The sequence below is a fragment of the Belliella aquatica genome (assembly GCF_014637795.1).
In the GTDB taxonomy this organism is placed as follows: domain Bacteria; phylum Bacteroidota; class Bacteroidia; order Cytophagales; family Cyclobacteriaceae; genus Belliella; species Belliella aquatica.
On record NZ_BMFD01000007.1, the window covers coordinates 93,643 to 116,298 of the forward strand.

General features: G+C 38.6%; 23 protein-coding genes and 1 tRNA gene. 16 read left to right on the forward strand and 8 right to left on the reverse strand.

Features of this window, described 5'->3' with window-relative positions; translation table 11 throughout:
• Positions 1–75 precede the first annotated feature (75 nt).
• The gene (locus IEV57_RS11525; RefSeq protein WP_188442930.1) at positions 76–1,185 is read left to right on the forward strand and encodes a DUF4221 family protein; all 1,110 of its coding nucleotides are present in this window, start codon (positions 76–78) and stop codon (positions 1,183–1,185) included.
• A gap of 166 nt (positions 1,186–1,351) precedes the next feature.
• On the opposite strand, the gene IEV57_RS11530 is transcribed toward IEV57_RS11525, so the two are convergent.
• The 3 genes from IEV57_RS11530 to IEV57_RS11540 are packed head-to-tail and all read right to left on the reverse strand — an operon-like array spanning position 1,352 to position 4,280.
• Entirely contained in the window at positions 1,352–1,594 is a 243-nt protein-coding gene (locus IEV57_RS11530) for a hypothetical protein (protein ID WP_188442932.1), read from the reverse strand.
• A gap of 58 nt (positions 1,595–1,652) precedes the next feature.
• Positions 1,653–3,176, reverse strand: a complete 1,524-nt coding sequence (locus tag IEV57_RS11535) for a P-loop NTPase family protein (RefSeq protein WP_188442934.1) — start codon at positions 3,174–3,176, stop codon at positions 1,653–1,655.
• A gap of 3 nt (positions 3,177–3,179) precedes the next feature.
• Positions 3,180–4,280 carry a vWA domain-containing protein gene (locus IEV57_RS11540; protein ID WP_188442936.1) on the reverse strand — a complete coding sequence of 367 codons (1,101 nt, stop codon included), beginning with the start codon at positions 4,278–4,280 and terminating at the stop codon, positions 3,180–3,182.
• A 64-nt stretch (positions 4,281–4,344) separates the two neighbouring features.
• Here IEV57_RS11540 and IEV57_RS11545 point away from each other — a divergent pair, with 64 nt between their 5' ends.
• Entirely contained in the window at positions 4,345–4,557 is a 213-nt protein-coding gene (locus IEV57_RS11545) for a hypothetical protein (RefSeq protein WP_188442938.1), read from the forward strand.
• A gap of 168 nt (positions 4,558–4,725) precedes the next feature.
• Here IEV57_RS11545 and IEV57_RS11550 read toward each other — a convergent pair whose 3' ends face one another.
• Entirely contained in the window at positions 4,726–4,977 is a 252-nt protein-coding gene (locus tag IEV57_RS11550; protein ID WP_373282258.1) for a Kazal-type serine protease inhibitor family protein, read from the reverse strand.
• 137 nt (positions 4,978–5,114) lie between these two features.
• Between IEV57_RS11550 and IEV57_RS11555 the strand changes: the two genes are divergently transcribed.
• From IEV57_RS11555 to IEV57_RS11565, 3 genes are all read left to right on the forward strand, one after another.
• Entirely contained in the window at positions 5,115–5,717 is a 603-nt protein-coding gene (locus tag IEV57_RS11555; RefSeq protein ID WP_188442942.1) for a trimeric intracellular cation channel family protein, read from the forward strand.
• Positions 5,718–6,148: 431 nt separating this feature from the next.
• Positions 6,149–6,730: a hypothetical protein gene (locus IEV57_RS11560; protein ID WP_229744420.1), complete on the forward strand. Its 582-nt coding sequence runs from the start codon at positions 6,149–6,151 to the stop codon at positions 6,728–6,730.
• 18 nt (positions 6,731–6,748) lie between these two features.
• Complete coding sequence (locus tag IEV57_RS11565; RefSeq protein ID WP_188442944.1) at positions 6,749–7,357, forward strand: hypothetical protein; 609 nt, start codon at positions 6,749–6,751, stop codon at positions 7,355–7,357.
• 305 nt (positions 7,358–7,662) lie between these two features.
• Here the strand turns inward: IEV57_RS11565 and IEV57_RS11570 are convergent.
• The 3 genes from IEV57_RS11570 to IEV57_RS11580 form a co-directional block, all read right to left on the reverse strand.
• Positions 7,663–7,736: transfer RNA gene (locus IEV57_RS11570), tRNA-Pro, on the reverse strand.
• Between the two features lie 248 nt (positions 7,737–7,984).
• On the reverse strand, positions 7,985–8,746 hold the full coding sequence (locus tag IEV57_RS11575) for an alpha/beta fold hydrolase (protein ID WP_188442946.1): 762 nt from the start codon (positions 8,744–8,746) through the stop codon (positions 7,985–7,987).
• Between the two features lie 175 nt (positions 8,747–8,921).
• Complete coding sequence (locus IEV57_RS11580; protein ID WP_188442948.1) at positions 8,922–9,638, reverse strand: pyridoxine 5'-phosphate synthase; 717 nt, start codon at positions 9,636–9,638, stop codon at positions 8,922–8,924.
• A gap of 61 nt (positions 9,639–9,699) precedes the next feature.
• On the opposite strand from IEV57_RS11580, the gene IEV57_RS11585 reads away from it, so the two are divergent.
• From IEV57_RS11585 to IEV57_RS11630, 10 genes are all read left to right on the forward strand, one after another.
• On the forward strand, positions 9,700–10,149 hold the full coding sequence (locus tag IEV57_RS11585) for a GatB/YqeY domain-containing protein (protein ID WP_188442950.1): 450 nt from the start codon (positions 9,700–9,702) through the stop codon (positions 10,147–10,149).
• Positions 10,150–10,155: 6 nt separating this feature from the next.
• Complete coding sequence (locus IEV57_RS11590; RefSeq protein ID WP_188442952.1) at positions 10,156–10,701, forward strand: CvpA family protein; 546 nt, start codon at positions 10,156–10,158, stop codon at positions 10,699–10,701.
• Positions 10,685–11,245 carry an anthranilate synthase component II gene (locus IEV57_RS11595; RefSeq protein ID WP_188442954.1) on the forward strand — a complete coding sequence of 187 codons (561 nt, stop codon included), beginning with the start codon at positions 10,685–10,687 and terminating at the stop codon, positions 11,243–11,245. The genes IEV57_RS11590 and IEV57_RS11595 overlap by 17 nt, the downstream gene beginning before the upstream one ends.
• Positions 11,246–11,587: 342 nt before the next feature.
• Positions 11,588–12,253 carry a CBS domain-containing protein gene (locus IEV57_RS11600; protein WP_014772079.1) on the forward strand — a complete coding sequence of 222 codons (666 nt, stop codon included), beginning with the start codon at positions 11,588–11,590 and terminating at the stop codon, positions 12,251–12,253.
• Between the two features lie 11 nt (positions 12,254–12,264).
• Complete coding sequence (locus tag IEV57_RS11605; protein WP_188442957.1) at positions 12,265–13,140, forward strand: NAD kinase; 876 nt, start codon at positions 12,265–12,267, stop codon at positions 13,138–13,140.
• Between the two features lie 468 nt (positions 13,141–13,608).
• Positions 13,609–14,370: a type IX secretion system protein PorG gene (gene porG / locus IEV57_RS11610; RefSeq protein WP_188442959.1), complete on the forward strand. Its 762-nt coding sequence runs from the start codon at positions 13,609–13,611 to the stop codon at positions 14,368–14,370.
• Between the two features lie 84 nt (positions 14,371–14,454).
• A complete protein-coding gene (gene uppS, locus IEV57_RS11615) occupies positions 14,455–15,192 on the forward strand; it encodes an undecaprenyl pyrophosphate synthase (RefSeq protein WP_188442960.1) in 738 nt (245 codons plus the stop codon).
• Between the two features lie 6 nt (positions 15,193–15,198).
• Positions 15,199–17,898: a BamA/OMP85 family outer membrane protein gene (locus IEV57_RS11620; protein WP_188442962.1), complete on the forward strand. Its 2,700-nt coding sequence runs from the start codon at positions 15,199–15,201 to the stop codon at positions 17,896–17,898.
• A 2-nt stretch (positions 17,899–17,900) separates the two neighbouring features.
• On the forward strand, positions 17,901–18,434 hold the full coding sequence (locus IEV57_RS11625; RefSeq protein WP_188442964.1) for an OmpH/Skp family outer membrane protein: 534 nt from the start codon (positions 17,901–17,903) through the stop codon (positions 18,432–18,434).
• A 22-nt stretch (positions 18,435–18,456) separates the two neighbouring features.
• On the forward strand, positions 18,457–19,008 hold the full coding sequence (locus tag IEV57_RS11630; protein ID WP_188442966.1) for an OmpH/Skp family outer membrane protein: 552 nt from the start codon (positions 18,457–18,459) through the stop codon (positions 19,006–19,008).
• Between the two features lie 541 nt (positions 19,009–19,549).
• On the opposite strand, the gene IEV57_RS11635 is transcribed toward IEV57_RS11630, so the two are convergent.
• A complete protein-coding gene (locus IEV57_RS11635) occupies positions 19,550–20,497 on the reverse strand; it encodes a pyridoxal-phosphate dependent enzyme (protein ID WP_188443105.1) in 948 nt (315 codons plus the stop codon).
• Between the two features lie 542 nt (positions 20,498–21,039).
• Here IEV57_RS11635 and IEV57_RS11640 point away from each other — a divergent pair.
• Positions 21,040–22,656, forward strand: a complete 1,617-nt coding sequence (locus IEV57_RS11640) for a M14 family metallopeptidase (protein ID WP_188442968.1) — start codon at positions 21,040–21,042, stop codon at positions 22,654–22,656.

The window sequence follows — 22,656 nt, forward strand, 5'->3', positions numbered from 1 at the left end:
CTCAACTTATTCTTGCTGTTAAAATCGATATTTTTATAAATTTTAATTAACTTTAAGGATTAGCTTTTAAACACAATGCGGCAAAAAAATATCATTTTCCTTTTTATCCTTTTAACTTCAACTATCTCTTGTGAACAAAAATCTGAAATCAAAGCACCAGTTTTTGAAGAAACAAAAACAATTGATATTTCTGAAGCCATAGGAGGCTATAACAAACATTATCTTCTTTCTGAAGAAAATCTGTTATATGGTTTCAACCAACTCTCATCCCAATTAGATTTATTTAACTGGGAAGATGGTGCTTTTATAAGGACTATTCCCTTACCAGATGTTCCTGAAGCCTATGAATTTTCCTTGTCAGAAGTGCTGCCAATATCAAAAGATTCTGTTTTATTCATAGATTTTTTTGGTAAAATACTTTTGTCGGATTCAGACAGTGACTTTATAAAGGCTTTTAATCTTAACGACTATTTACCAGAAGGATACGAGTTTTTCTTTGGAAACAATTCTCAAAATCTGATTCATAAAAATGGAAATCTAATTTTTAGAATTCATCAAAGTGCCTTTTCTCCAAAAGAACAAGCCTATTATGATGGGAAGATTTTGGCAAAGCTTAATTTAAAAACCCTCGATGAAGCAACCATATTTGGTGAATATCCAGATAGTTATAAGATTAAAAATGGTAAGTTTTTCTTTAACAATACTAAACTAGGAATTGATTATGCTTTGCATTCAGATACTGAAATATTAATCTCTTTCAGAAATGAAGATTCAATTCAAAGTTCTAGTGTCGACAAAAATAATTGGTTTGATGCCAAATCATCATTTTTAAAAAGTCCAACACCTTTAGATGTTAATCAAAGCATCAACCAAATAGAATGGATGGTCAAAGAAGGCTATTATCATGACATCATTACAGACAATTACAATGAAGTTATCTATCGAATCTGTGTTTTATCTCAAGATTTGACTGATTTAGACGGCAAAAGGAACAGTGCTGCTACTAGAGAATTCTCTATTCAAAAGTTTGATGCAAACTTTAACTTGCTTGGAGAAACCCTATTTAACTCAATTTTAGCTGAGTACTCATTTTTGGCCAGAATTTTAACAAATGACGGGCTCTATTTAGGTGTTTTAGATACCCCTGAGGAAGATATGGTTTTTAGAAAAGTGAGTTTCAATTAAAAAATAATAATATAATCAAAAAGCCCAGCTTCTAAATCAGAAGCTGGACTTTTTTTTAATGAATTTTATTTAATGTGAAAACTAAGAGATGTCAGGGCTACGCCCCTTATATTAATTATTAGACCTTATTTTCTACGAAGATTGCAGGGCTGACGCCCCTTTTTATTCACAACCCTTTTAACCACTTACTAAATTGTTTTTCGACTTCAGATTGAGGAATAAGTTGATTTGGATCTTCACTTTCTTGATAACTTATCTCTAATTCATTTTTTTCTTGAGCAGACAAACCTGATAGAAGCTCTCCTTGTGTATTTAAACTTAATCGTTGAATTAGGTGATAATAAGAATTCAGCTCCCTTTCATTCTCAATACCTTCAATCAATAAATGAAACTTTTCTTTTGTGTTCATCTTCTTATGTTTTTCTCAAAGTTCACTCCTATAAATATAAGACAAGATTCAAATAAATTCAATTATCATCCTCGTCAAAGTCGTCTTCATCGGGGGCGCCCATGTCAAACATAGAACTGAATAGGTCTTTGAATTGCATGCCTGTGTCCAGAAGCTTCTTGCTCAACTGACTGTATTCTGCCAATCCATGAAGTGCAAATTCCATAAAGAATTCTTTCTCTTTTTCAGGAAGTCCTTTGATGGTTGCCGTGATGATATCCTCTAAGCCTGGCACTTTGTGCAATTCTGATTTATATTCCTTGTCAGATTGTGATGCCAAGACATCCAAGGAATTTCCCTCTCCAAACCAAGATAATGGCAACACATAAGGATTACCCTCTTTGTCTTTTTTCTTTTGTTCGGGTGAAGGGAAATAATCCACAAATAAGGTTCTGATGGCTTTTCCTATCAAGTTGTAAGCGACCAAACCTGCGCCTTCTTGCTCTCCTTCATAAACCAATTCTACTTTTCCGGTAATGGCAGGAATAACACCAATCAAATCTGAAATCCGAACAACTGTATTTTCTTCTTTATTTTTATAGAGTCTTCTTTCAGCAGCTGAAATTAAGTTTTCGTAAGCCGAGATCGTCAACCTTGCCGAAACCCCACTTTTCTCATCTACATACTCACTATGTCTTGCCTCTATCGCAATCTGCTCTATCAAATCCTTCATTAATTCAGGGACATGGATTTTGTCCAAAGGCTTCCCGTCTAGCTTGGCTTCTTGGGCAGTAATTTGCTTCCCGATTTCAATGGTCTTTGGATAATGGGTGATAATCTGACTTTCTATCCTATCTTTCAATGGTGTCACGATAGATCCTCTATTGGTATAATCCTCCGGATTCGCAGTGAAGACAAACTGAATATCCAATGGCAGCCTCAATTTAAATCCCCTGATCTGAATATCTCCTTCTTGCAAAATATTAAAAAGTGCAACCTGAATTCTCGCTTGTAAATCAGGAAGTTCGTTGATCACGAAAATCGATCTGTGCGATCGTGGTACCAATCCATAATGAATTACCCGTTCGTCATTGTATGAAAGCTTCATGGTCGCAGCTTTGATCGGATCTACATCACCGATCAAATCGGCGACTGAAACATCTGGCGTGGCCAATTTTTCAGTATAGCGATCTGCTCGATGCCACCACCCGATTGGCGTATGATCCCCTTTCGCTTCTATCAATGCTAACGAAGAAGCTGAAAGAGGCGCAAGTGGATCGTCATTCAATTCGGACCCTTCTATCACGGGTACAAATTCGTCCAATAAAAAAGTCATCATCCTGGCAATTCTAGTTTTTGCCTGACCTCTCAAGCCAAGCAAATTGATATTGTGTCTAGAGAGAATGGCTCTTTCAATATCAGGAATTACCGTATCCTCGTAGCCCCAAATTCCCTCAAAGACATTTTCGCCCTTTTGGATTTTTGAGATCAAGTTTTGTCTGAGTTCTTCTTTGATAGACTTGGGTTCATAGCCAGCGGCTTTCAGTTCTCCCAAGGTTTTTATTTTCAGTAATTCTTTAGCAGTCAATTTATTGTACTCCATTTTTTAAAATCTTTTAGTTCTGTTACGCTTATAATCTTCAAAAATCAAATCTCCGAGCCCTTTCAAGCTACTGTAATAGGCATTTCCATTGTTCACTTTGGTGAATTCTTTGACAAACTCCTTCAGATAAGGATCCGAAGCAATCATAAATGTTGTCACGGGGATTTTTAGCTTTCGGCATTGCGCAGCTAACTTGAGCGTTTCACTCAATATCTTGCTGTCTATCCCAAAGCTATTTTTATAGTATTTGATTCCAACTTTCAGACAGGTGGGTTTGCCATCTGTGATCATGAATATTTGCTTGTTGGGATTCTTTCTCCTGCGAAGCAAATCCATGGCTAGTTCTAATCCTGCAACAGTATTGGTATGGTATGGACCAACTTGCAAATAAGGCAAATCCTTGATTTCTATTTGCCAAGCATCATTTCCAAACACAATGATATCGAGCGTGTCTTTTGGGTAGCGGGTTTTGATTAATTCTGCAAGGGCCATGGCCACTTTCTTTGCAGGGGTGATTCTGTCTTCTCCATAGAGAATCATGGAATGGGAAATGTCGATCATTAGGACAGTGGAAGTTTGCGTTCTGACTTCATTTTCCACTACTTCCAAATCATCCTCAGTCAACAAGTAATCTCCAGAAAAACCATGATTCACTTGGGCATTTCTCAAAGAATCCGTCAAAGCTATCTGATCTAAATTATCTCCGAAAGTATAAGGTCTTCTGTCGGTTCCTTTTTCATCGCCGGTTCCGGAGTGGGTAGTTTTATGCTGTCCACCTTTCGACTTTTTCAATTTACCGAAAATTTCCTCCAAAGCTGATTTTCTGATTGATTGCTCAGCTTTGCCAGTGATTTTAAATTCACCTTTTTGATTTTCTTCGGTTAAATAGCCCTTAGACTTCAGGTCTTCAATAAAATCTCCAATACCATATTGTGGGGTAGTGAGGTTGTATTGCTTATCCAAATTGGTCAACCAACTCAAGGCTTCTGCTGCATCACCACCGGTCATGGTCACTAGTTGCAGAAAAATATTGAGCAAATTTTCAAAATTGTTTTTTTCTGGATCTTGTGGGGGTATATATTTTGTAAATCTGAATCCTTTCATAACAGGGTCATAACAAGAATAGGTGCTAGCTAGTTTATCATATTGAAAGAATAAACAAAATAATATGAAAAATTACCTCTCTCCTGTTTACTACGGCACTGCAGCCCTGATAATTTATGTTGCTGCCATTTTCGCCAATATCAATTTGGCTTTGATCCTATTCGCCTTTTCAATTTCTCCGATGATAATCATTTGGATGGTTTATAAAGTCCTCGTCGCTGACGTAGAGGTGAATTCTACCTTTGATGAAAAATGGTACGAGGATAGAGAGAATTAAGATCACTTGCGGTGAATCAGGGCCAGTTATTAAACAATTTAGCTTAAGCCAAATTTTGATAAAACCATCTAATCTTATATGCCGCGGCGTAGTCAGTGTCAGATAACATTAAACTTTACAAAATATGGCTGAAACCTAATTTATCCTCTGAGCAAATAACAATAAAGCTTATTCGCAGGCACCTTTGGTGAATGACGTCACGCCGGCATTGATAGCGATGCAGTCATTCCCGTAGGTCTTTTTATCACAACCACATACAGGGTCATAAATCATGTAGCATGCGGCATCTGTGCGGATTTTTGATTCATCAATACAGTTTACAATCTCGTCGGGATTGATATCTTCTCCACATTGAAATGCTACCAAAAGTGCAGAGCTACATAATAGAAAAATTACTAGCCAATTTTTCATCGTATTCATTTTCATAATTTTATTCCCTATTTACAAATCTCTAGACGAAATCTATTCCAAAAGTGCTACAGCTAAAAGGGATTTTTTAATTAAACAATCGTTTATACTTAACTTTGACAAATTATTAAATCAATTTTATCACTGCAATGGATTTACAATACCCTCTGGAATTAGCTGGTACATTTGTTTTTGCGATCTCAGGAGCGTTGGCTGTGAAAGACAGGGAACATGATCTTTTTGGAGCTGGATTCACGGGATTTATCACGGCGATTGGCGGAGGTAGTTTGCGGGACGTACTCCTGGGAAGCTATCCTTTGGTTTGGATTGGGGATGTTCAGTTTGTTTATGCGATTTTTGCAGGCATCATCTCCGCATTTTTATTTCAAAAATTCTTGTTGAAGCTTCGCAAAACCATGTTTCTATTTGATACACTGGGAATTGGTTTTTTTACGGTTTTAGGTGTGGAAAAAGCATTGAGTCTAGGGGCAAGTGTGGAGATTGCTGCCATTATGGGTATGTTTTCAGCTGTTATGGGCGGCGTACTGAGGGATACCTTGACCAATGAAATTCCGATTCTTTTTAGAAAAGAAATTTATGCTTCCGCTTGTTTGACTGGAGCTATATTGTATTTGGTGTTGAATTATTTTGGGCTAGAGCGCGATTATAATCTGCTTATCTCTATGTCTGTAGTAATATCCATTCGAATGATCGCCGTGAAGTACAAATTGAGTTTGCCAAGTTTGGATTAAATGTCTCATAGATTTTCAGGTAATAGATCAAAAAAATAACTCATTTGAAGTTGAATACATTTTCAATAATACTTTCCTCGCAATTCTTCGGAACAGGCTCTTCCGAAATGATGAGGAGATTTTTTCTAAATTCTTTTTAGATATTATGTTCTAAAATTATTTAGTAATTAAGTTCCCGAATGGGAACAAATCTCGATTAACCCCGAGTGGCAACTCGGGGATGAAATGAATAAAAACCATCTCCCAACTCCGAATGGAGTTGAATCAAACATAAATGATAAATGAATTTTTCAAAGTATTCTTAGACATAAATTCTGTAAATATTCCTAGATATTTTTTTAATAATTTGTTTCCTAGATTTTTTTTTGTAAAATTAAAAATTCTTTAGTTTAATGATTTTTCCGTTTGAAACTCGAACAAAAAGCTTGAATATGAAATCTTTATTCCAAAAACCTCTATTTTCCTTTATAATCATCTTTTTGCTGTGTTCCCAACTTGATGCTATTGCCCAAGAGGAGGCAAAGACTTTTACTGCCAAAAACTCGATATTTGTTGATCTCGGGGGAAATTCAATTTATTATTCAGTGAATTACAATAGAATCCTACTTCAGAAAAGTAAATTGAAAATATCGGGGAGTGCTGGGTTTTCCATCTTCCAACAAAGTGGAGGGAGTCAGTCTTCAAACATTTCTCCCTTTTGGTCACCTGTGTTACCACTTGAAATTTCCGCTTTCTGGGGAAAGTCAAATCATCATTTGGAAATTGGCACCGGTCTTACTTTTTATGCTTCTCGTGCATTAGTATTCAATCCAGATGCAGCCAATAATTTTCAAGAAGACAAATCTCTAGAAGCAATCCTCCCGCTGAGAATAGGCTACAGGTATCAAAAACCAGAAGGAGGTTTCTTCTTCAGAGTTGGTTACACTCCTGCATTTAATCTTTTTCTCGGTTCAGAAGATAGTCCAAAATTCCATCCGCTATGGGGAGGAATCAGTTTGGGGAAAAGTTTTTGATAGTAAAACCTTAATAAGATGAAAACTGAAATAAAATCTAAGCCTATGAAATCATTTCAAAATAGATTTATGTTTTTCACTTCCATCATCCTTTTGCTCTTTTCTCAATTCGATGCAATTGCCCAAGAAGAGGCTGAAACTTTCACTGCCAAAAACTCGATATTTGTTGATCTCAAGGCAAATGCGCTTCAGCATGCCGTCAACTATGGGCGCATTATACATCAAAACAATAAGTTAAAAATAGCGGCAAGTGTAGGTTTCTCGTTGAGATATCGCCAACCTAGTGAACCTATTCACTCTGGTTATTTGACTCCTGTCATTCCAGCTGAGATTACAGCATTTCTTGGGAGAGATAAACATCATTTTGAGTTTGGTGCAGGATTTTTCACAATTCTAAACCGAAGATTTTTGTTGGACCCCGATCAAGCAGGCGAACTTCAAGAAAAAACATATTGGGATAGCTTCGTAATGGCAAGAATTGGATATCGTTATCAGAAGCCTGAAGGAGGTTTTTTTTATAGAGTAGGCTACACCCCTACCCTAGCATTCTATAATTCTGGCATTTCAGAAAACCCCATCCAATTTTTTCCCTTTGGATTAGGAATCAGTTTGGGTAAAAGTTTTTGATTTAGATTGATAAGGAATTATAGCTTAAATAATAATCAATCAGACAGCTGAGTTTGGAAATTGTCTTGAAATACACTCAAATAATCTGTCGTTTAAAGTGTAAAAATTAATTTCTAAAAATATCTATTTCTCACGTTCCCGAACGGGAACAAACTTCGATTAACCCCGAGTGACAACTCGGAGGTCCAGCTAGATAAAATCAACCCAACAACTCCGAATGGAGTTGAATCTATAACTCGCAAAGGACATTAAAAACAAAAAAAGCCTGACTCAAAGTTACCTTTTAAGACAGGCTTTACATTTCGTCGGAGTGACTGGATTCGAACCAGCGACCCCTTGCACCCCATGCAAGTACGCTACCAGGCTGCGCTACACCCCGTTTGTTATGCGAAATAAATGGATTATATGATTATCTGCAATACTTTAAGTGCGATTATTATATATCATTTTATGGTTTTCCACGATCCTCGATCGACAGTCAACTGATGATCGAAATATAATGATCCAATTATTTTGAATGGCTACTGTTGTGAAAGTGGATAGAAATAAAATCTAATCTCTTTTATCCTTAGGCCAAACTACATTTTCAACCTCTTTGTACGTTGTACTTAGTACTTTGTACATTTTTCATCTAAGAAAAGCCTTTACCGTATCGATCACCGCTTGCGGTTGCTCGGCATGAAGCCAATGTCCAGCATTTTTTATATAAATCAGATGATTATTAGGGAAGTATCGATCTATATCTTCCTTGTCTTTGTCTTGGATATAGTTTGAATTGGCACCTCCCATAAATAAAGTTGGTTGATCGAAGCTATTTTCGTAATCCAAAGCCTCACCAACATTTTCTATTTTGTCGATGATAACAGACAAATTGATCTTCCAAATAAAGTCTCCTTTGCCATCTCTCCCCAAACTTTTGAGCAGAAATTGTCTTATACCTGCTTCGGGAACAAACTTTGCCAGTTGCTCATCTGCTTCTTTTCTAGATTTGATTTCTGATAAATTGACAGAAGACAAGCCTTCTAAAATAGTTTGATGATGTACAGGATAATGCCTTGGTGCAATATCAGCCACAATCAATTTTATCACTTTTTCCGGATATCTTAAAGCAAAATTCATTACTGTTTTCCCTCCCATGGAGTGCCCCATGAAAAAAGCTTTTTCTATCCCCTCTTCTTCCATCAATTCCTTGATATCTTCTGCCATGACCTTATAATCCCACTCCTCACTGTGCGGTGAATCCCCATGATTTCGCTGATCGACGAGATATAAGGTGAAATCTTTCTCCAGCTCCTTGGCTATGGAAAACCAGTTATCCGCAGATCCAAAAAGTCCGTGTAATATAATCAATGGCTCTCCTGAGCCTGTTTTTCTAAAATTAAGTTTCATTTGCTTATCCTATAATTTTCAATAAAAAGGCTTTCTCACAGTCAGTCTACCTATTTCAATATTTCGCCAACCCTGTCTGCTGTTAGGCAGAGGCGTATTTCTACCTTATTTCAATCTCTATACTTCATCAGTTCGATCTTTTTGAAATATCTTTTCTCGGCTACCGAATTAGATTTTAAACCTCCAACTGCCTCCTGTACATTTGGATGGTATTTTCCAAACCATAATACAAAGCATCGCAAACCAAAGCATGACCAATAGATACTTCATCCAGATAGGGAATCTGTTCTTTGAGGAATTTGAGATTATGTAGATCTAAATCATGTCCTGCATTGAGACCCAGTCCGAGTTGTCTCGCAAGTTCGGAAACCTCCACATAAGGTTTGATAGCAGCCTGTTTGTCTTTCGGGAAATTCACGGCATAAGGCTCTGTGTATAGCTCTACTCTGTCTGTCCCCGTCTCTTTGGCAGGTTCAAAATATTTGGTTTCCGGATTGATGAAAATCGAGACTCTCGTTCCGTAGGAATGGAGTTCTGCAACAATATCTTTCAAATACTCCAAATGCTTGATGGTATCCCAACCTGAATTAGAGGTAATCGCCTCCGGTGGATCTGGAACCAAGGTGGCTTGTGCAGGCTTCACCAGTTTGATCAAATCCATAAATCTTCTGTCCGGGTAACCTTCGATATTGAACTCCGTGGTCACCACTTTGCTCAAATCAAGGACATCTTGATAACGAATATGCCTCTCGTCAGGTCTTGGATGGACGGTTATCCCCTGAGCACCAAATCGCTCTGCATCCAAAGCTACTTGGACAACATTCGGGTTATTTGCTCCACGAGCGTTTCTTAAGGTGGCGATTTTGTTAATATTTACACTTAACTTGGTCATTTTCCTAAATTAAAAGATATTTTTGTGACAAATTTACACCTATAACACAAACAACAAGGGAATGAGTTTAAAGCAAAGTGTAGAAAGTGAAATTAAAAAAGCCATGTTGGCTAAAGACAAAGACAGATTACGTGCTTTGAGAGCGATCAAATCATTGATCATGTTGGAAGAAACCAAAGGAGGAGCAGCTGAGACTTTATCTGAAGAGGATGAATTGAAGCTACTTACCAAAGCTGCAAAACAGCGCAGAGATTCTGCTGATATTTATCAACAACAGAATAGAGAAGATCTTTTGGCAGTGGAATTGGCTGAATTAGAAATCATTTCAGAGTTTTTGCCAAAACAATTATCAGAAGAGGAATTGGAAGTTGAGTTGAAGAAAATCATCGCCGAATCAGGTGCGGAAGGACCCAAAGATATGGGTAAAGTGATGGGACTTGCTTCCAAAGCATTGGCAGGAAAAGCTGATGGAAAAGCCATCTCCATAAAGGTAAAATCATTGTTAGCATAAAATCATTTGGCCACTTTAGATATCGTCATTTTCATAATTTTAGCCATCGGAGCTTACAGCGGCTATCGACAAGGTCTATTCATTGGAATTATATCTATAGTGGCTTTTTTTGTAGCCATCGTTTTGGCCTTTCATCTGATGGATTGGGGAGCAGAGGTTTTGGCTTCGAAAATTGAAAACCTGACCTTTATGTTGCCTTTTGTAGCATTTCTGATCATATTTTTGATTGTCATCATCAGCATTCGTAGTTTGGCTTTTTTGGTGAAAAAAACGATGGATTTGACCATTTTAGGTTCTTTAGACAATGTCGCGGGGTCTGTATTAGGGATTTTGAAGACCGGATTCATATTAAGTCTCCTGCTTTGGGTAGCCAATTCATTTGAATTTAAGGTTTCGGAAGAATGGATTGCGGAGTCGAAAGTTTATCCGATCATTCAACCTATTGCTCCATTTGTCATCACCCTCGTGGATGCTTACACTCCTATCATCAACCAAGCGGTTTCCACCATACAAGAACTTGTAAATACTGCCAAGAATGCTCCTCTTAATTGACAATTTTGATTCGTTTTCCCATATTTTGGCAGATTACTTTCGGCAGTCGGGTAAAGAATTGAAGATTGTCAGAAATGATATTGATCTCAATTCTATCAAGGATGAAGAATTTGAGGGAGTCATTTTATCTCCAGGACCCGAATCTCCTGACAAAGCGGGGAATTTGATGGAAATCTTACGCTACTATCATGACAAACTCCCTATTTTGGGTGTGTGCTTGGGGCATCAGGCTATTGGAGAGTTTTTTGGAGCTACATTAGTGAAAGGCAAAGTTCCGGTACACGGTAAGGTTCACCGAGTGAGAAAATGTGCTTCCCATCCGATTTTTGATTCGCTCCCGGCAGAATTTGAGGTGACGCGATACCATTCTTTGATTTTGGAAGAGCTTCCTGACTGTCTAGAGAAAATCTTGGAAACTCCTCAGGGAGAAATCATGGCCATTGCCCACAACCAACTACCTATCGTAGGGATTCAGTATCATCCTGAGGCGCATTTGACGGAGTATGGTTTAGAGGTGATTAGGAATTGGGCAGGAATGAAATAAAAGGTTAAAGGAAAAAGGGGAAAAGTTAAAGGATGATTTTTGTACAAAGTACTAAGTACAATGTACCAAGAAATGCAGTATTGAGAGTGAATTTTACTTTATAATTCAGAGTTCATCGTTCTAAATTCACTTTAAATTTTTTAACCACAAAGGAGAACACGAAGGTTGCACAAAGGGCACAAGGCTTTTTTTCTCTCCAAAGAACAACAAAATCTCGCAACTCCATTAACCTTAAAACTTTTTAACTTTCCAACTTTAAAATATTCACTAATTTGGTGTTTTCCGAACCTCTTCATTCGCTTTTTAGTTTTATTATCCGAATTGAATTAATATATTTAGCTTATGCAGGCATACGAATTTATCAACAATCTTATTCCCCCATTGAAAGTGACTGACAATACCAAAAAGGCTTTGGCTTGGATGGAGGAAATCCGTATCAATGTTTTGCCTGTTGTAGATGACACTCAATTCAAGGGGTTGATCACAGACGACTTGATCTACACGCTTAATGACCCCACACTTAAAGTTGGGGACATTGAAACGGAAGGAATCGCTTGTTTTGTGTACCAAGACAAGCACATTTATGATGTCCTTCGAGTAGCCTCTGAGCATCATTCGAATATGGTGGCAGTTTTGGATCGAGACCTCAAGTACCAAGGAGTAATCACGATGGAAGATGCTATTTCAGCCTTTGCTGACAGTTTTTCAATTCAATCACAAGGTGCTGTGGTGGTTTTGTCCATGTTTATGACAGACTACAGCATGTATGAGATTGCCCGGGTAATTGAATCAGAAAACGCAAAAATCCTGTCCAGCTTCATCAGTGTTGACCCGCTCGATGATAGCAAAATCAAAGTCACTTTGAAATTGGATAAAACTGAGTTGAGGCATATCAAAGCTACCTTAGAGCGCTTTGGATATAGAATTATTGACCATTACCAAGAAGAAAACGAACCTGACAAAGAACAGGACCGCATAGGAAATCTTTTAAGATTTTTGGACATCTAAATGACCCATCAATGAACATTGCAATTCATGGAATAGGATTTCCCAAAGAATTTGTGCCCCATATTGAGTTGTTGATTGCTAGTTTGAAATCACATGATATTCGCATCTTTTTTACAGAATCTTTTTCAAAGTCACTCAAAAAAAATCATTTGAAAATAGAGGGTTACGAACCTCTTTTACCAAAGAGCCTTATCCAAGAAATGGATTTTGTGCTTTCTGTAGGAGGCGATGGAACCCTCTTGGATACAGTCTGTTTGGTGGGTGAATATGAAATCCCCATCGTGGGAATCAACTCCGGAAGACTGGGGTTTTTAGCCACAGTGGCAAAGGAAAACATTGATTTGGCCATTGAGGCATTGATAGCTGGTGATTTCACCATAGAAAACCGAGCATTGGTGAGCGTGCATACAGAAAAACAGATTTTCAATGGTGTAAACTTTGGATTGAATGAATTCACGATTCATAAAAGGGATACATCTTCCATGATTACCATTCATACGTATATCGACGGACAGTATCTCAACAGTTATTGGGCTGATGGATTGATTATAGCCACACCTACCGGGTCTACAGGATATTCTTTGAGTTGTGGCGGGCCTTTGATTACACCCGGAGCTCGCAATTTTGTAATCACACCGGTGAGTCCACATAATTTAAATGTGAGGCCCATCATCATTTCAGACGAATCCGAAATGAGTTTTAGAATAGAAGGTAGAGGAGAGAAATTCCTTGTTTCTTTGGATTCAAGATCGACTACGATTGATGCATCTGATGAATTGCGATTAAAAAAAGCGGATTTCTCAGCCAAGCTTGTGAAGTTTTCTAGTTATTCCTTTTTCGACACACTAAGGCAAAAGCTGAATTGGGGCTTTGATATGAGGAATTGAAAAAGTCAACTGTCGACGGACGATGGTCAACTGCTAATGAATAGGGCTTGAATACATCGTTGTGCATAGTTGATCTTGTTGTGCTTTGCTGATTTTAGGACAATTGAAAAAGTCGACAGTCGACGGACGATGGTCAACTGCTGATGAATAGGGCCTGAATACATTATCGTGCATAGCTGATTTTGTTGTGCTTAGCTGATTTCAGGACAATTGAAAAAGTCAACTGTCGACGGACGCTAGTTCATTGCTGATTGAAAAGACATCATTTAATTGTTTTGATTGGCCACTTTTAAAAAGTAGGAATTTCAAAATCACCAATCATATCTCATGACAACCAAGCTTTTAAACTTGTGAATTGGAAGTAATATTTCCATATTTGCCTGTATTGAAATCGTATTAACATAAATTAACCCACCAAACACTAAACTAGGTTTTAATATCGTTTAGTACTTCATAAATTGCAACGTCTTGAAAAAAGTCAACTTTAGTCTCCTTGTATTATTCATGACACTTGTCCTCTATGGCTCAATGTCTTTTGTAGAAGTGAAAGCACAAAAATATGAATTTGGAGGGGGCTTAGGAGTGGCTGCTTACACAGGTGATATTGTCCGAAGGTTGGACAAAGGAAATGTGGGTATTCAAGGTACGTTATTTGGCAGACGAAATTTTGACAATGTATGGTCTCTTCGCGCAGGACTTTCTTATGGAAGAATCAGTGCGGCGGACAGCATTAATCCAATCGATCCTTTGGCTGAGATCCGCAATGCTTATTTCAAGGCAAACGTATTTGAAATATCAGCGGTCATGGAATATCATTTTCTGGATTATCTTCATCCACAGTCAGCTTACAGGTTTTCACCTTATGGCTTCTTTGGCTTAGGTTATTCGGTTATCTCTGGAAATGGCGCTTTTAACTACGACGGAAATGACGATCGTGGCGGCTATGCAGTTTCTACACCTGTGATTCCTTTTGGAATAGGAATGAAATATAAAATAAATAATAATTGGATCCTCGGCGTCGAGATGGGCTTTAGGCCAACTTTCAGTGATTTGGTAGACCGATTAGATAGCAAAGCTAGATTTCAAAGAGATCCTGAAACAGGCCTAGTGGATCCTCCTAGTCAAATTGGAGGTTTCTATTATGGGAATTACAGCGATAAAGACTGGTATTATTTTTTGGGTGTAACTTTGAGTTATTCGATTACTTCTATTAAATGCTACGCTTATTAATTATTTGACCGTTAGGTTAGAATATTGGAAAAGAAATAGCATTTTTGTACCTCCAAAAAACTACCGAAATCGGTTTTGAACGGAATGAAGGAATCAATAGACAGTACAAAAATCCCTCAACACATTGCGATAATCATGGACGGTAACGGCCGTTGGGCTCAAAAAAAAGGCGCCATGAGAGTCTTTGGTCACAAACATGCCTTAGCCGCGGTTCGCGACACGATAGAAGCAGCAGATGATCTGGGTGTGAAAATCGTGACCCTTTATGCATTTTCCACAGAAAACTGGTCTAGACCAGCAGATGAAGTGAGTGCCCTGATGGAAATCATGATCAATAGCTTCATCAGTGAACTTCCTAGAATGGTGAAAAATAATGTTCGCCTGACGGCTATTGGGGATATCAAAAGTCTTCCTGAAAGTATGCAGAGGAACTTGAAGAATACCGTAGAGACAACCAAAAACAATACAGGAGTAAGAGTAAATCTGGCTTTGAGTTACAGTGGAAGGTGGGAGTTGGAGCAAGCAGTAAAAGACATTGCCAAAAAAGTAGTTGCAGGTCAAATGACCGTAGAAGAAATTAGTCAGGAGGCAATTGCCTCCCATTTGAATACCAATGACATGCCTGATCCAGAATTGCTGATCAGGACGAGTGGAGAGCTGAGAATCAGTAATTTCCTCCTATGGCAAATGGCTTACACAGAGCTGTATTTTACAGATGTATTGTGGCCGGATTTCAGAAAAGAGCATTTAGAAGCTGCTATTCTGGACTATCAAAAAAGAGAGCGAAGGTTTGGTAAAACCGGAACTCAGATTAAATCATAATTATTGATGAAAAAGTATTTTATTATCCTAGCTTTCCTCCTTGTGGCAGGTTCACTTCAAGCTCAGATTCGACTGGGTCAAAGTCGCTACACCTCCTCTAAACCGGTGGATATTTTGGAACTCAATTATTCAAAGCCTCAAAAATTTAGAATAGCTGAGATTAAGGCTGTTGGTTTGGCCACGCTAGATGAAATTGCCATCATTTCACTTTCAGGATTACGGGTAGATGATCAGATCAACGTGCCAGGAGATGCAATATCTACTGCCCTCAAAAAACTGTGGGGACAGGGTATCATTGGTGATGTTAAAATTTTGGTAACCAAAATCGAAGGGGATGACATTTATCTTCTCCTGGATTTGACAGAAAGGCCGAGGTTTAGTAGGGTTGAGTTTTCTGGTGTCAACAAAACCCAAGAAAGTGAACTGAAAGATAAAGTAAATATCCGCGGAAGGGTTGTCAGGGATGATGTTTTGAATACCTCTCAGAGAAATATCCGTCAGTATTTTGTTGATAAAGGATTCCTCAATACTGAGGTAAAAGTTGTTCAGGAAAGAGACACTACGCTTCCTAATAGTGTTAAATTAAAATTTGACGTAGATAAAAAAGGTAAGGTAAAGATCAATGAAGTGATCATTGATGGAAATGAAGAAATCAGCGATAGAAAAGTAAAAGGCAAGCTGAAGGGTACCAAGGAACACCCAAGAATGCATTTTTTCAGAGAAGTTTATAGCCGCCTGACCAATACAACTCCAAAATCTGCAAAAGAAGCCATTCTTTACAGAAACCCTGTTTCAGATGAAGAAGTGATCACTTACATGAATAAGAATTTCAAGTTAAACTTCTTCAACGCATCCAAATTTGTCACCAAAGACTTCAGAGAAGATAAAGGAAAGGTTATAGATTTTTACAACTCAAAAGGTTTCAGAGATGCTGAAATTCTTTCTGACACGGTTTACAAGTATTCTGAAAATACAGTTAATGTAGGCTTGAAAATCGAAGAGGGAAACAAATACTATTATAGAAAAATCGATTTTACGGGTAACTATATTTACCCCGACAGTATTTTGTTAGCTAAATTAGGGATAGAAAAAGGTGATCCTTACAACAAAGAAAAGCTAAGTACAAGATTGAATTATGATCCTGCGAAGGGAGATGATATCTCATCACTCTACCAAGATGATGGTTATCTCTTCTTCAACATCGATCCTGTGGAGGTGAATGTACAAAATGATTCCATAGATATTGAGCTTCGTATCATAGAAGGTCCACAAGTAACAGTAAATTCTGTTTCAATCGAGGGAAATGAAAGAACTTCTGATCACGTTGTAATGCGAGAAATCAGGATTCTTCCAGGTCAAAAATTCAACCGAAGTTTGCTCGTAAGAACGATTCGAGAACTTTCACAATTGGGTTATTTTGATCCGGAAAATATCGAACCGGATATGCGTCCTAACTTTGAGGATGCTACAGTAGATATTGTATTTAAATTAGAAGAAAGACCAAATGATCAGGTAGAATTGTCAGGTGGTTGGGGAGGTTTCTTCGGTTTTGTGGGTACTGTTGGATTGGTTTTCAACAATTTCTCTATCAAAAACATTGGTAATTTCGATAAGTGGAGACCACTTCCTGTGGGTGATGGACAAAAACTATCCTTGCGAGTACAAGCAAATGGTAGGTCTTTCCAAAACTACAGTATTTCCTTAACTGAACCGTGGTTTGGTGGAAAGAAACCAAACGCACTAAGCTTTAGCTTTAACCATTCGGTACAAAGGCAATTGGATTTTACTAACAGAGTAAATCCTATGCAAGAAATAGGGTCATTTAGCATAACTGGGGCAACATTAGGATTAGCAAAAAGAGTCACTTGGCCTGATGATTACTTCATGGTAAGTAACTCCCTGCAGTTCCAAATTTATGATTTTGATCAATTTGGAAGACAATTTGGATTAAGTTATCAGACCGGTCAATCAAAAAGTTTAGCTTTTAATACAACGATCACTAGAAATAATGTGGATAACCCCATCTACCCGCGAATGGGTTCTAATATCTCGTTAGCTACATCCTTTACTCCTCCATACTCTTCGCTGAATAGAAATATTAATCGAGAATCTCCTGATCAGGAAAGGTTCAAGTGGTTAGAATATCACAAGTGGATGTTTGATGCAACTTTCTACACTCCTGTATTCGGGTCTAACAAATGGGTAGTAAGTGCACGTACGCACATGGGCTTCCTGGGGTCATACGGAAGTAGAATAGGCGTAATTCCATTGGAAAGATTTGTGATGGGAGGAGATGGTATGACATTTAATAACTTTGCCTTAGGACAAGAAATCATAGGTCTGAGAGGGTACGAAAACCAAACAATAACACCTGGAGCGGTGACAAGATTTGATCCAAATTCCACTCAAGGTTATGGTGGTATCGTTTATAACAAACATGTGATGGAGTTGCGCTTCTTGGTGTCGCCAAATCCATCTGCGACAATTTTCCTACTTGGCTTTGCTGAGGCAGGAAACAACTGGGGATCCTATGCTGAATACAACCCATATAACCTTTACAAGTCTGCGGGTGTTGGTGCAAGGATATTTATGCCGGCTTTCGGTCTCTTGGGAATTGATTGGGGATATGGATTCGATGATGCTCCTGGAACCAATCAAAGAAGTGGACCACAATTCCACTTCACTATTGGTCAACAATTCAGATAAACATGAAAAAAGTTATCAATTTGTTACTTTTGTCAGGTATATTTTTCCTGACAATAGGTATACATCAAGTGTCAGCCCAAAAGTGGGGATACATAGATTCGGAATTTATTCTGAACAAACATCCTGACTACAAGCTTGTTCAGAACGAACTAGAAGCTCTCAAAGCAGAGTGGAAAAAAGAGGCACAAAATTTGGAAAGGGAAGTGAAAGAAATGCTTTCAACGCTTAAGGCAGAGGAGGTTTTATTGACAGAAGAGATGTATCAAGAGCGCATGGCAGCGATAGAAGCAAAGCAAAATAGTGCCGTAGCATTCAATAATCGGGTATTTGGCATTAATGGTCAATATTACCAAAAACAGACTGAGTTGCTACAGCCCTTGCAGTCTAAAATCTTTGACGCGATCGATAAGGTAGCAAAAAGAAATGGACTGGCAGCCTTGCATGACAAAGCGGCTTCAATGGGCCTGATCTACACGGATCCGCGTCATGACTACTCTGAATTTGTATTGGAAGAATTAGGAATTGAAAACAAATAAAAAAAAACAAATAAAAACTAAGATGATGAAAGCAAAATTTATCCTTTCAGCAATTGCTATCTTTTGCGTAGGATTCGTAGCTCAGGCTCAAGATGTGAAAATTGGTTACACCAATGTAGAGTTGATTATGGACTTGATGCCAGAAATGGAACAAATCGGTGCTGATATTCAAGATTACTCACAACAGCTCCAAACGCAAATTCAAACTAAAAATGCGGATTTCCAAAGACAGGTACAAGCTTATCAACAAGCTGCGCAGACCATGACTGAAGAAGCTAGAAATGCAAAAGAGCAAGAATTGACAAAAGTTCAACAAGATCTTCAAAAATATCAGCAGGACTCTGAAGTTTCTTACCAAAGAAAATTACAGGAGCTTTTGGAGCCTGTACAGACTAAAGTATTCAATGCGATCAATGCCGTAGCAGCAGAAAACAATTATACACATATCTTCTCTGAGTCAGCAGGTCAATCTCCTGTATTGCTTTACACAAGAGACGAAGATAAGTTCACTGAGTTGGTACTTACCAAACTAGGTATTGCAATTCCACAAGGTGGAGTTTCGAATCAACAATAATTAAAAATCTAATGCGTGCATAAAGCACAAAACTTATAAAGCCTCAACCCATGTTGGGGCTTTTTTTATTTGCTATAGAACACGGATCTGACAGATTGGGCGGGTAGTCGATGATTAAAAAATTGATATTCAAAAAACATGAAGGTGTAGATGCCTACACCAAGAGACAAAATCAGTGGCAATCCGCAACATCAGCGTCATCCGCGTGCCATAGAACAGGGATATCACAGATTGAGCAGATAATCGCTGATGAAAATATTACTCTAAACTTATCACAGTGAATCCGAAAAAATATTAAAGGTGTAGATGCAATCTACACCAAGAAACAAAATCAGTGGAAATCCGCAAAATCAGCGTCATCAGTGTGCTATAGAACACGGATATCACAGATTGAGCAGATAGTCGCTGATGAAAAAACCACCTCTAATCTTATCATCATGAATCCTAAAAGATATTTAAGGTGTAGATGCAATCTTCACCAAGAGACAATATCAGCGGAAATCCGCAACATTTAAGTCATCCGTGTGCTATAGAACAGGGATCAAAAAGGCAGCTTTCCCAAATCTACATTTCCACCACTTAGGATAATTCCTACTTTTTGACCTTTGAATTGCTCTTTGTTTTTGAGCAAAGCGGCAAGGGGAACAGCACAACTGGGTTCGATAACGATTTTCATTCTTTCATAAATCAAGCGCATGGCTGCAATGATTTCTTCATCGTTGACCGTGAGGATATCATCTACGTACTCCATGATGATCTGAAAATTGAGTTTACCCAGAGAAGTCAGCAATCCATCCGCAATGGTATTGGGCACATCCATGGGAATTAATTTCTTTGCTTGAAATGAGCGATACGCATCATCAGCTCCTTCAGGTTCTCCTGCGATAACTTTGGTGCGAGGTGAAATATACTTTGTCGTCAAGGCAGTACCTCCTAACAATCCTCCACCGCCAACGGGTGCCAAGATTGTATCAAAATCAATTCCTTCCTCCCACATTTCTAGCGCACAAGTTGCCTGACCTTCCACTACGTCAAAATAATCGTAAGGAGGAATAAAAGTTGCCCCTGTCCTGTCCACCACTGCCTGAAGTGTAGTTTCCCTAGCCATTAGATTGGGTTCGCATTCGATAATTTCTCCCCCATAGGATTTTACTGCTTTCTTTTTGATCTCTGGTGCGGAAGAAGGCATGACGATGTAAGATTTGATTCCCGCGACTGTTGCCGCTCTAGCGAGGGCAGCGGCATGATTACCCGAGGAATGTGTAGCTACGCCATTTTTCTTTTGCTCCTCTGTTAATTTGACGACAGCATTAGCCGCGCCACGTGCTTTGAAAGCCCCTACTTTTTGGAAGTTTTCACATTTGAAATACACCTCACAACCAGCCATTTCGTTAATTGCCTCGGACTTTAGGATTGGTGTTCGATGAATGAAAGGCTGAATACGCTTATGAGCCAATTTGATTTCTTCTAAAGTAGGGAAAGTGTACATGGAGAGGTCAGTTCTTGAATTGTTTGTTGTAAAGTTAGTAAGTTTTGGGAATTGGAAGTTTTTTACCACAGATGAACACGAATGAACACTATTTTCTCTACCGAAGAGCATTCCTTCATGGTTCTTCGCATTTTTCCGATGCAAAAAATTTTGAACCGCTGAGGTACGCAAGAATGCGCAGAGTGAATTTCCCAAATATAAAATCAATTCAAAACCGTGTCTTTTGTGTTTATCTGTGGTTTTTTCTTATCCCTTACTAGTCATATCGACCGCATGGGAGATATCTCACGCTGTTCGATATGACTCATTGTTTTTATTTGCCTCTTGTTTCTAAATATATCGCCGAAGGCTTATTTCTATTTATATCGCGAACCTGTCTTCCAAAAGGTAGAGCTTATGTCATTATCTATCCTTTTATTCTACCTTTCAAAAATCCTTAAATCAGCACAACGAAAGAACCTTCATAGTTCCAAGTATTTTTTGTATCATAGTTGCGCCAAGTACAATTTACGATGGCGTGTGATTTAAACCTTAAAGACTTTATGAAGAAGATTTATCTGTCGTTGGTTGCAGGAGCGGGATTGCTTTTTTCCCTTACTTCAACCACGCTGGCTCAGGGAGACTATCCTACCCTCAGTCAGGTCAACCAAAGGCTACAAGCGATTTCCGGTAGTGGAAGTCCTGCCAAACTCACTTCCCTCACCAAGACTGAAGGAGGTAAAGACATTTGGGTGCTCAAAGTGGGCACTGGAGACTTAGACAACAAGCCTGCAATTGCCGTAGTCGGTGGTATCGAAGGCTTCCATGTGTTAAGTGTAGAGTTAGCACTTCAGTTTGCCGAGAAATTGGTAAAAGAGCATGCTGCCAAATTGGAAAACACTACTTTTTACATTTTCCCAAACATGTCCCCCGATGCTTACGAGCAATATCATGCTTCGTTGAAGTATGAAAGAAGAGGAAATGCAGCCAAAATCGATCATGACCGTGACGGCATGGTTAGCGAAGATGGCTATGAAGACCTTAATAAAGATGGGATGATCACCATGATGCGTGTAGAAAGCCCTTTAGGTGACTATATCCCACATGAAAAAGATCCACGTGTATTGGTAAAAGCCGACAGATCTAAAGGCCAAAAAGGAAGCTACATGATGTTTCCAGAAAGCAGAGACAAAGACAAGGACGGCTCTTTTGGTGAAGACCTTACAGAAGGAATCGCTTTCAACAAGAGTTTGACTTACAAATTCCCGATTTTCGAACCTTTGGCTGGTGATTTTGCAGCTTCTCAAGTAGAAACAAGAGTATTATTGGATTACTTGTTTGAGCAGTGGAATATCTTTGCTTTTGTATCCTTCAGCCCTTCGAATAATCTTTCAGCTCCATTGAAATATAATCCAGCAGATGCAAGAAAGAGGATTTTAACTTCGATGTTGGACAAAGATGTCGCTCTCAACAGCATGGTTTCTGGTATTTACAATGAAACTGTAACTCAAAAAGCATACAACCAAACCAATCAAGGAACTGATGGTGATTTCTTCCAATGGGCGTATTTCCACTTTGCAAGAATGAGTTTCAGCACGCCAGGATGGTGGGCTCCAGAAGTGAAAGATGCAGATGGAAAAAGCATAGGCAATGCAGAAGCTAATTTCTTAGCGTGGGCAGAGCAAGAAGGAATGAATGATGTTTTTGTTCCTTGGACGAGCATCGATCACCCGGATTTTCCAGGTCAAAAAGTAGAAGTTGGAGGTATTAAGCCATTTGCCATGTACAACCCACCTTTCAGCAAAGTAGGTGAGATTGCGGATGAGCATACTGCATTTATCCTCAAACTGGCAGATATGCAGCCAAAACTTGAGTTTTTGAATGTGAAAACAGAGAAACTTGGTAATGGCTTGACCAGAATCACCGCAGATCTTTTCAATAACTCACCACTTCCTACTCATTCACAATTGGGAGAGAGATCGAGATGGTTGAGAAAAGTGAGGGTTGACATCTCCAAAGATGCCAAGGATTTGGTAGCTGGAGACAAGAAGCAACTGATCAGAAGTATCGGTGCTTTCGATAAAGCCAGTGTTAGCTGGATTGTCAAAGGAGGCGGAAACGTGGACATCAAGGCAGGTGCTGCGCATACTGGCTTTGCTACCTTGAATGTAAAACTCTAA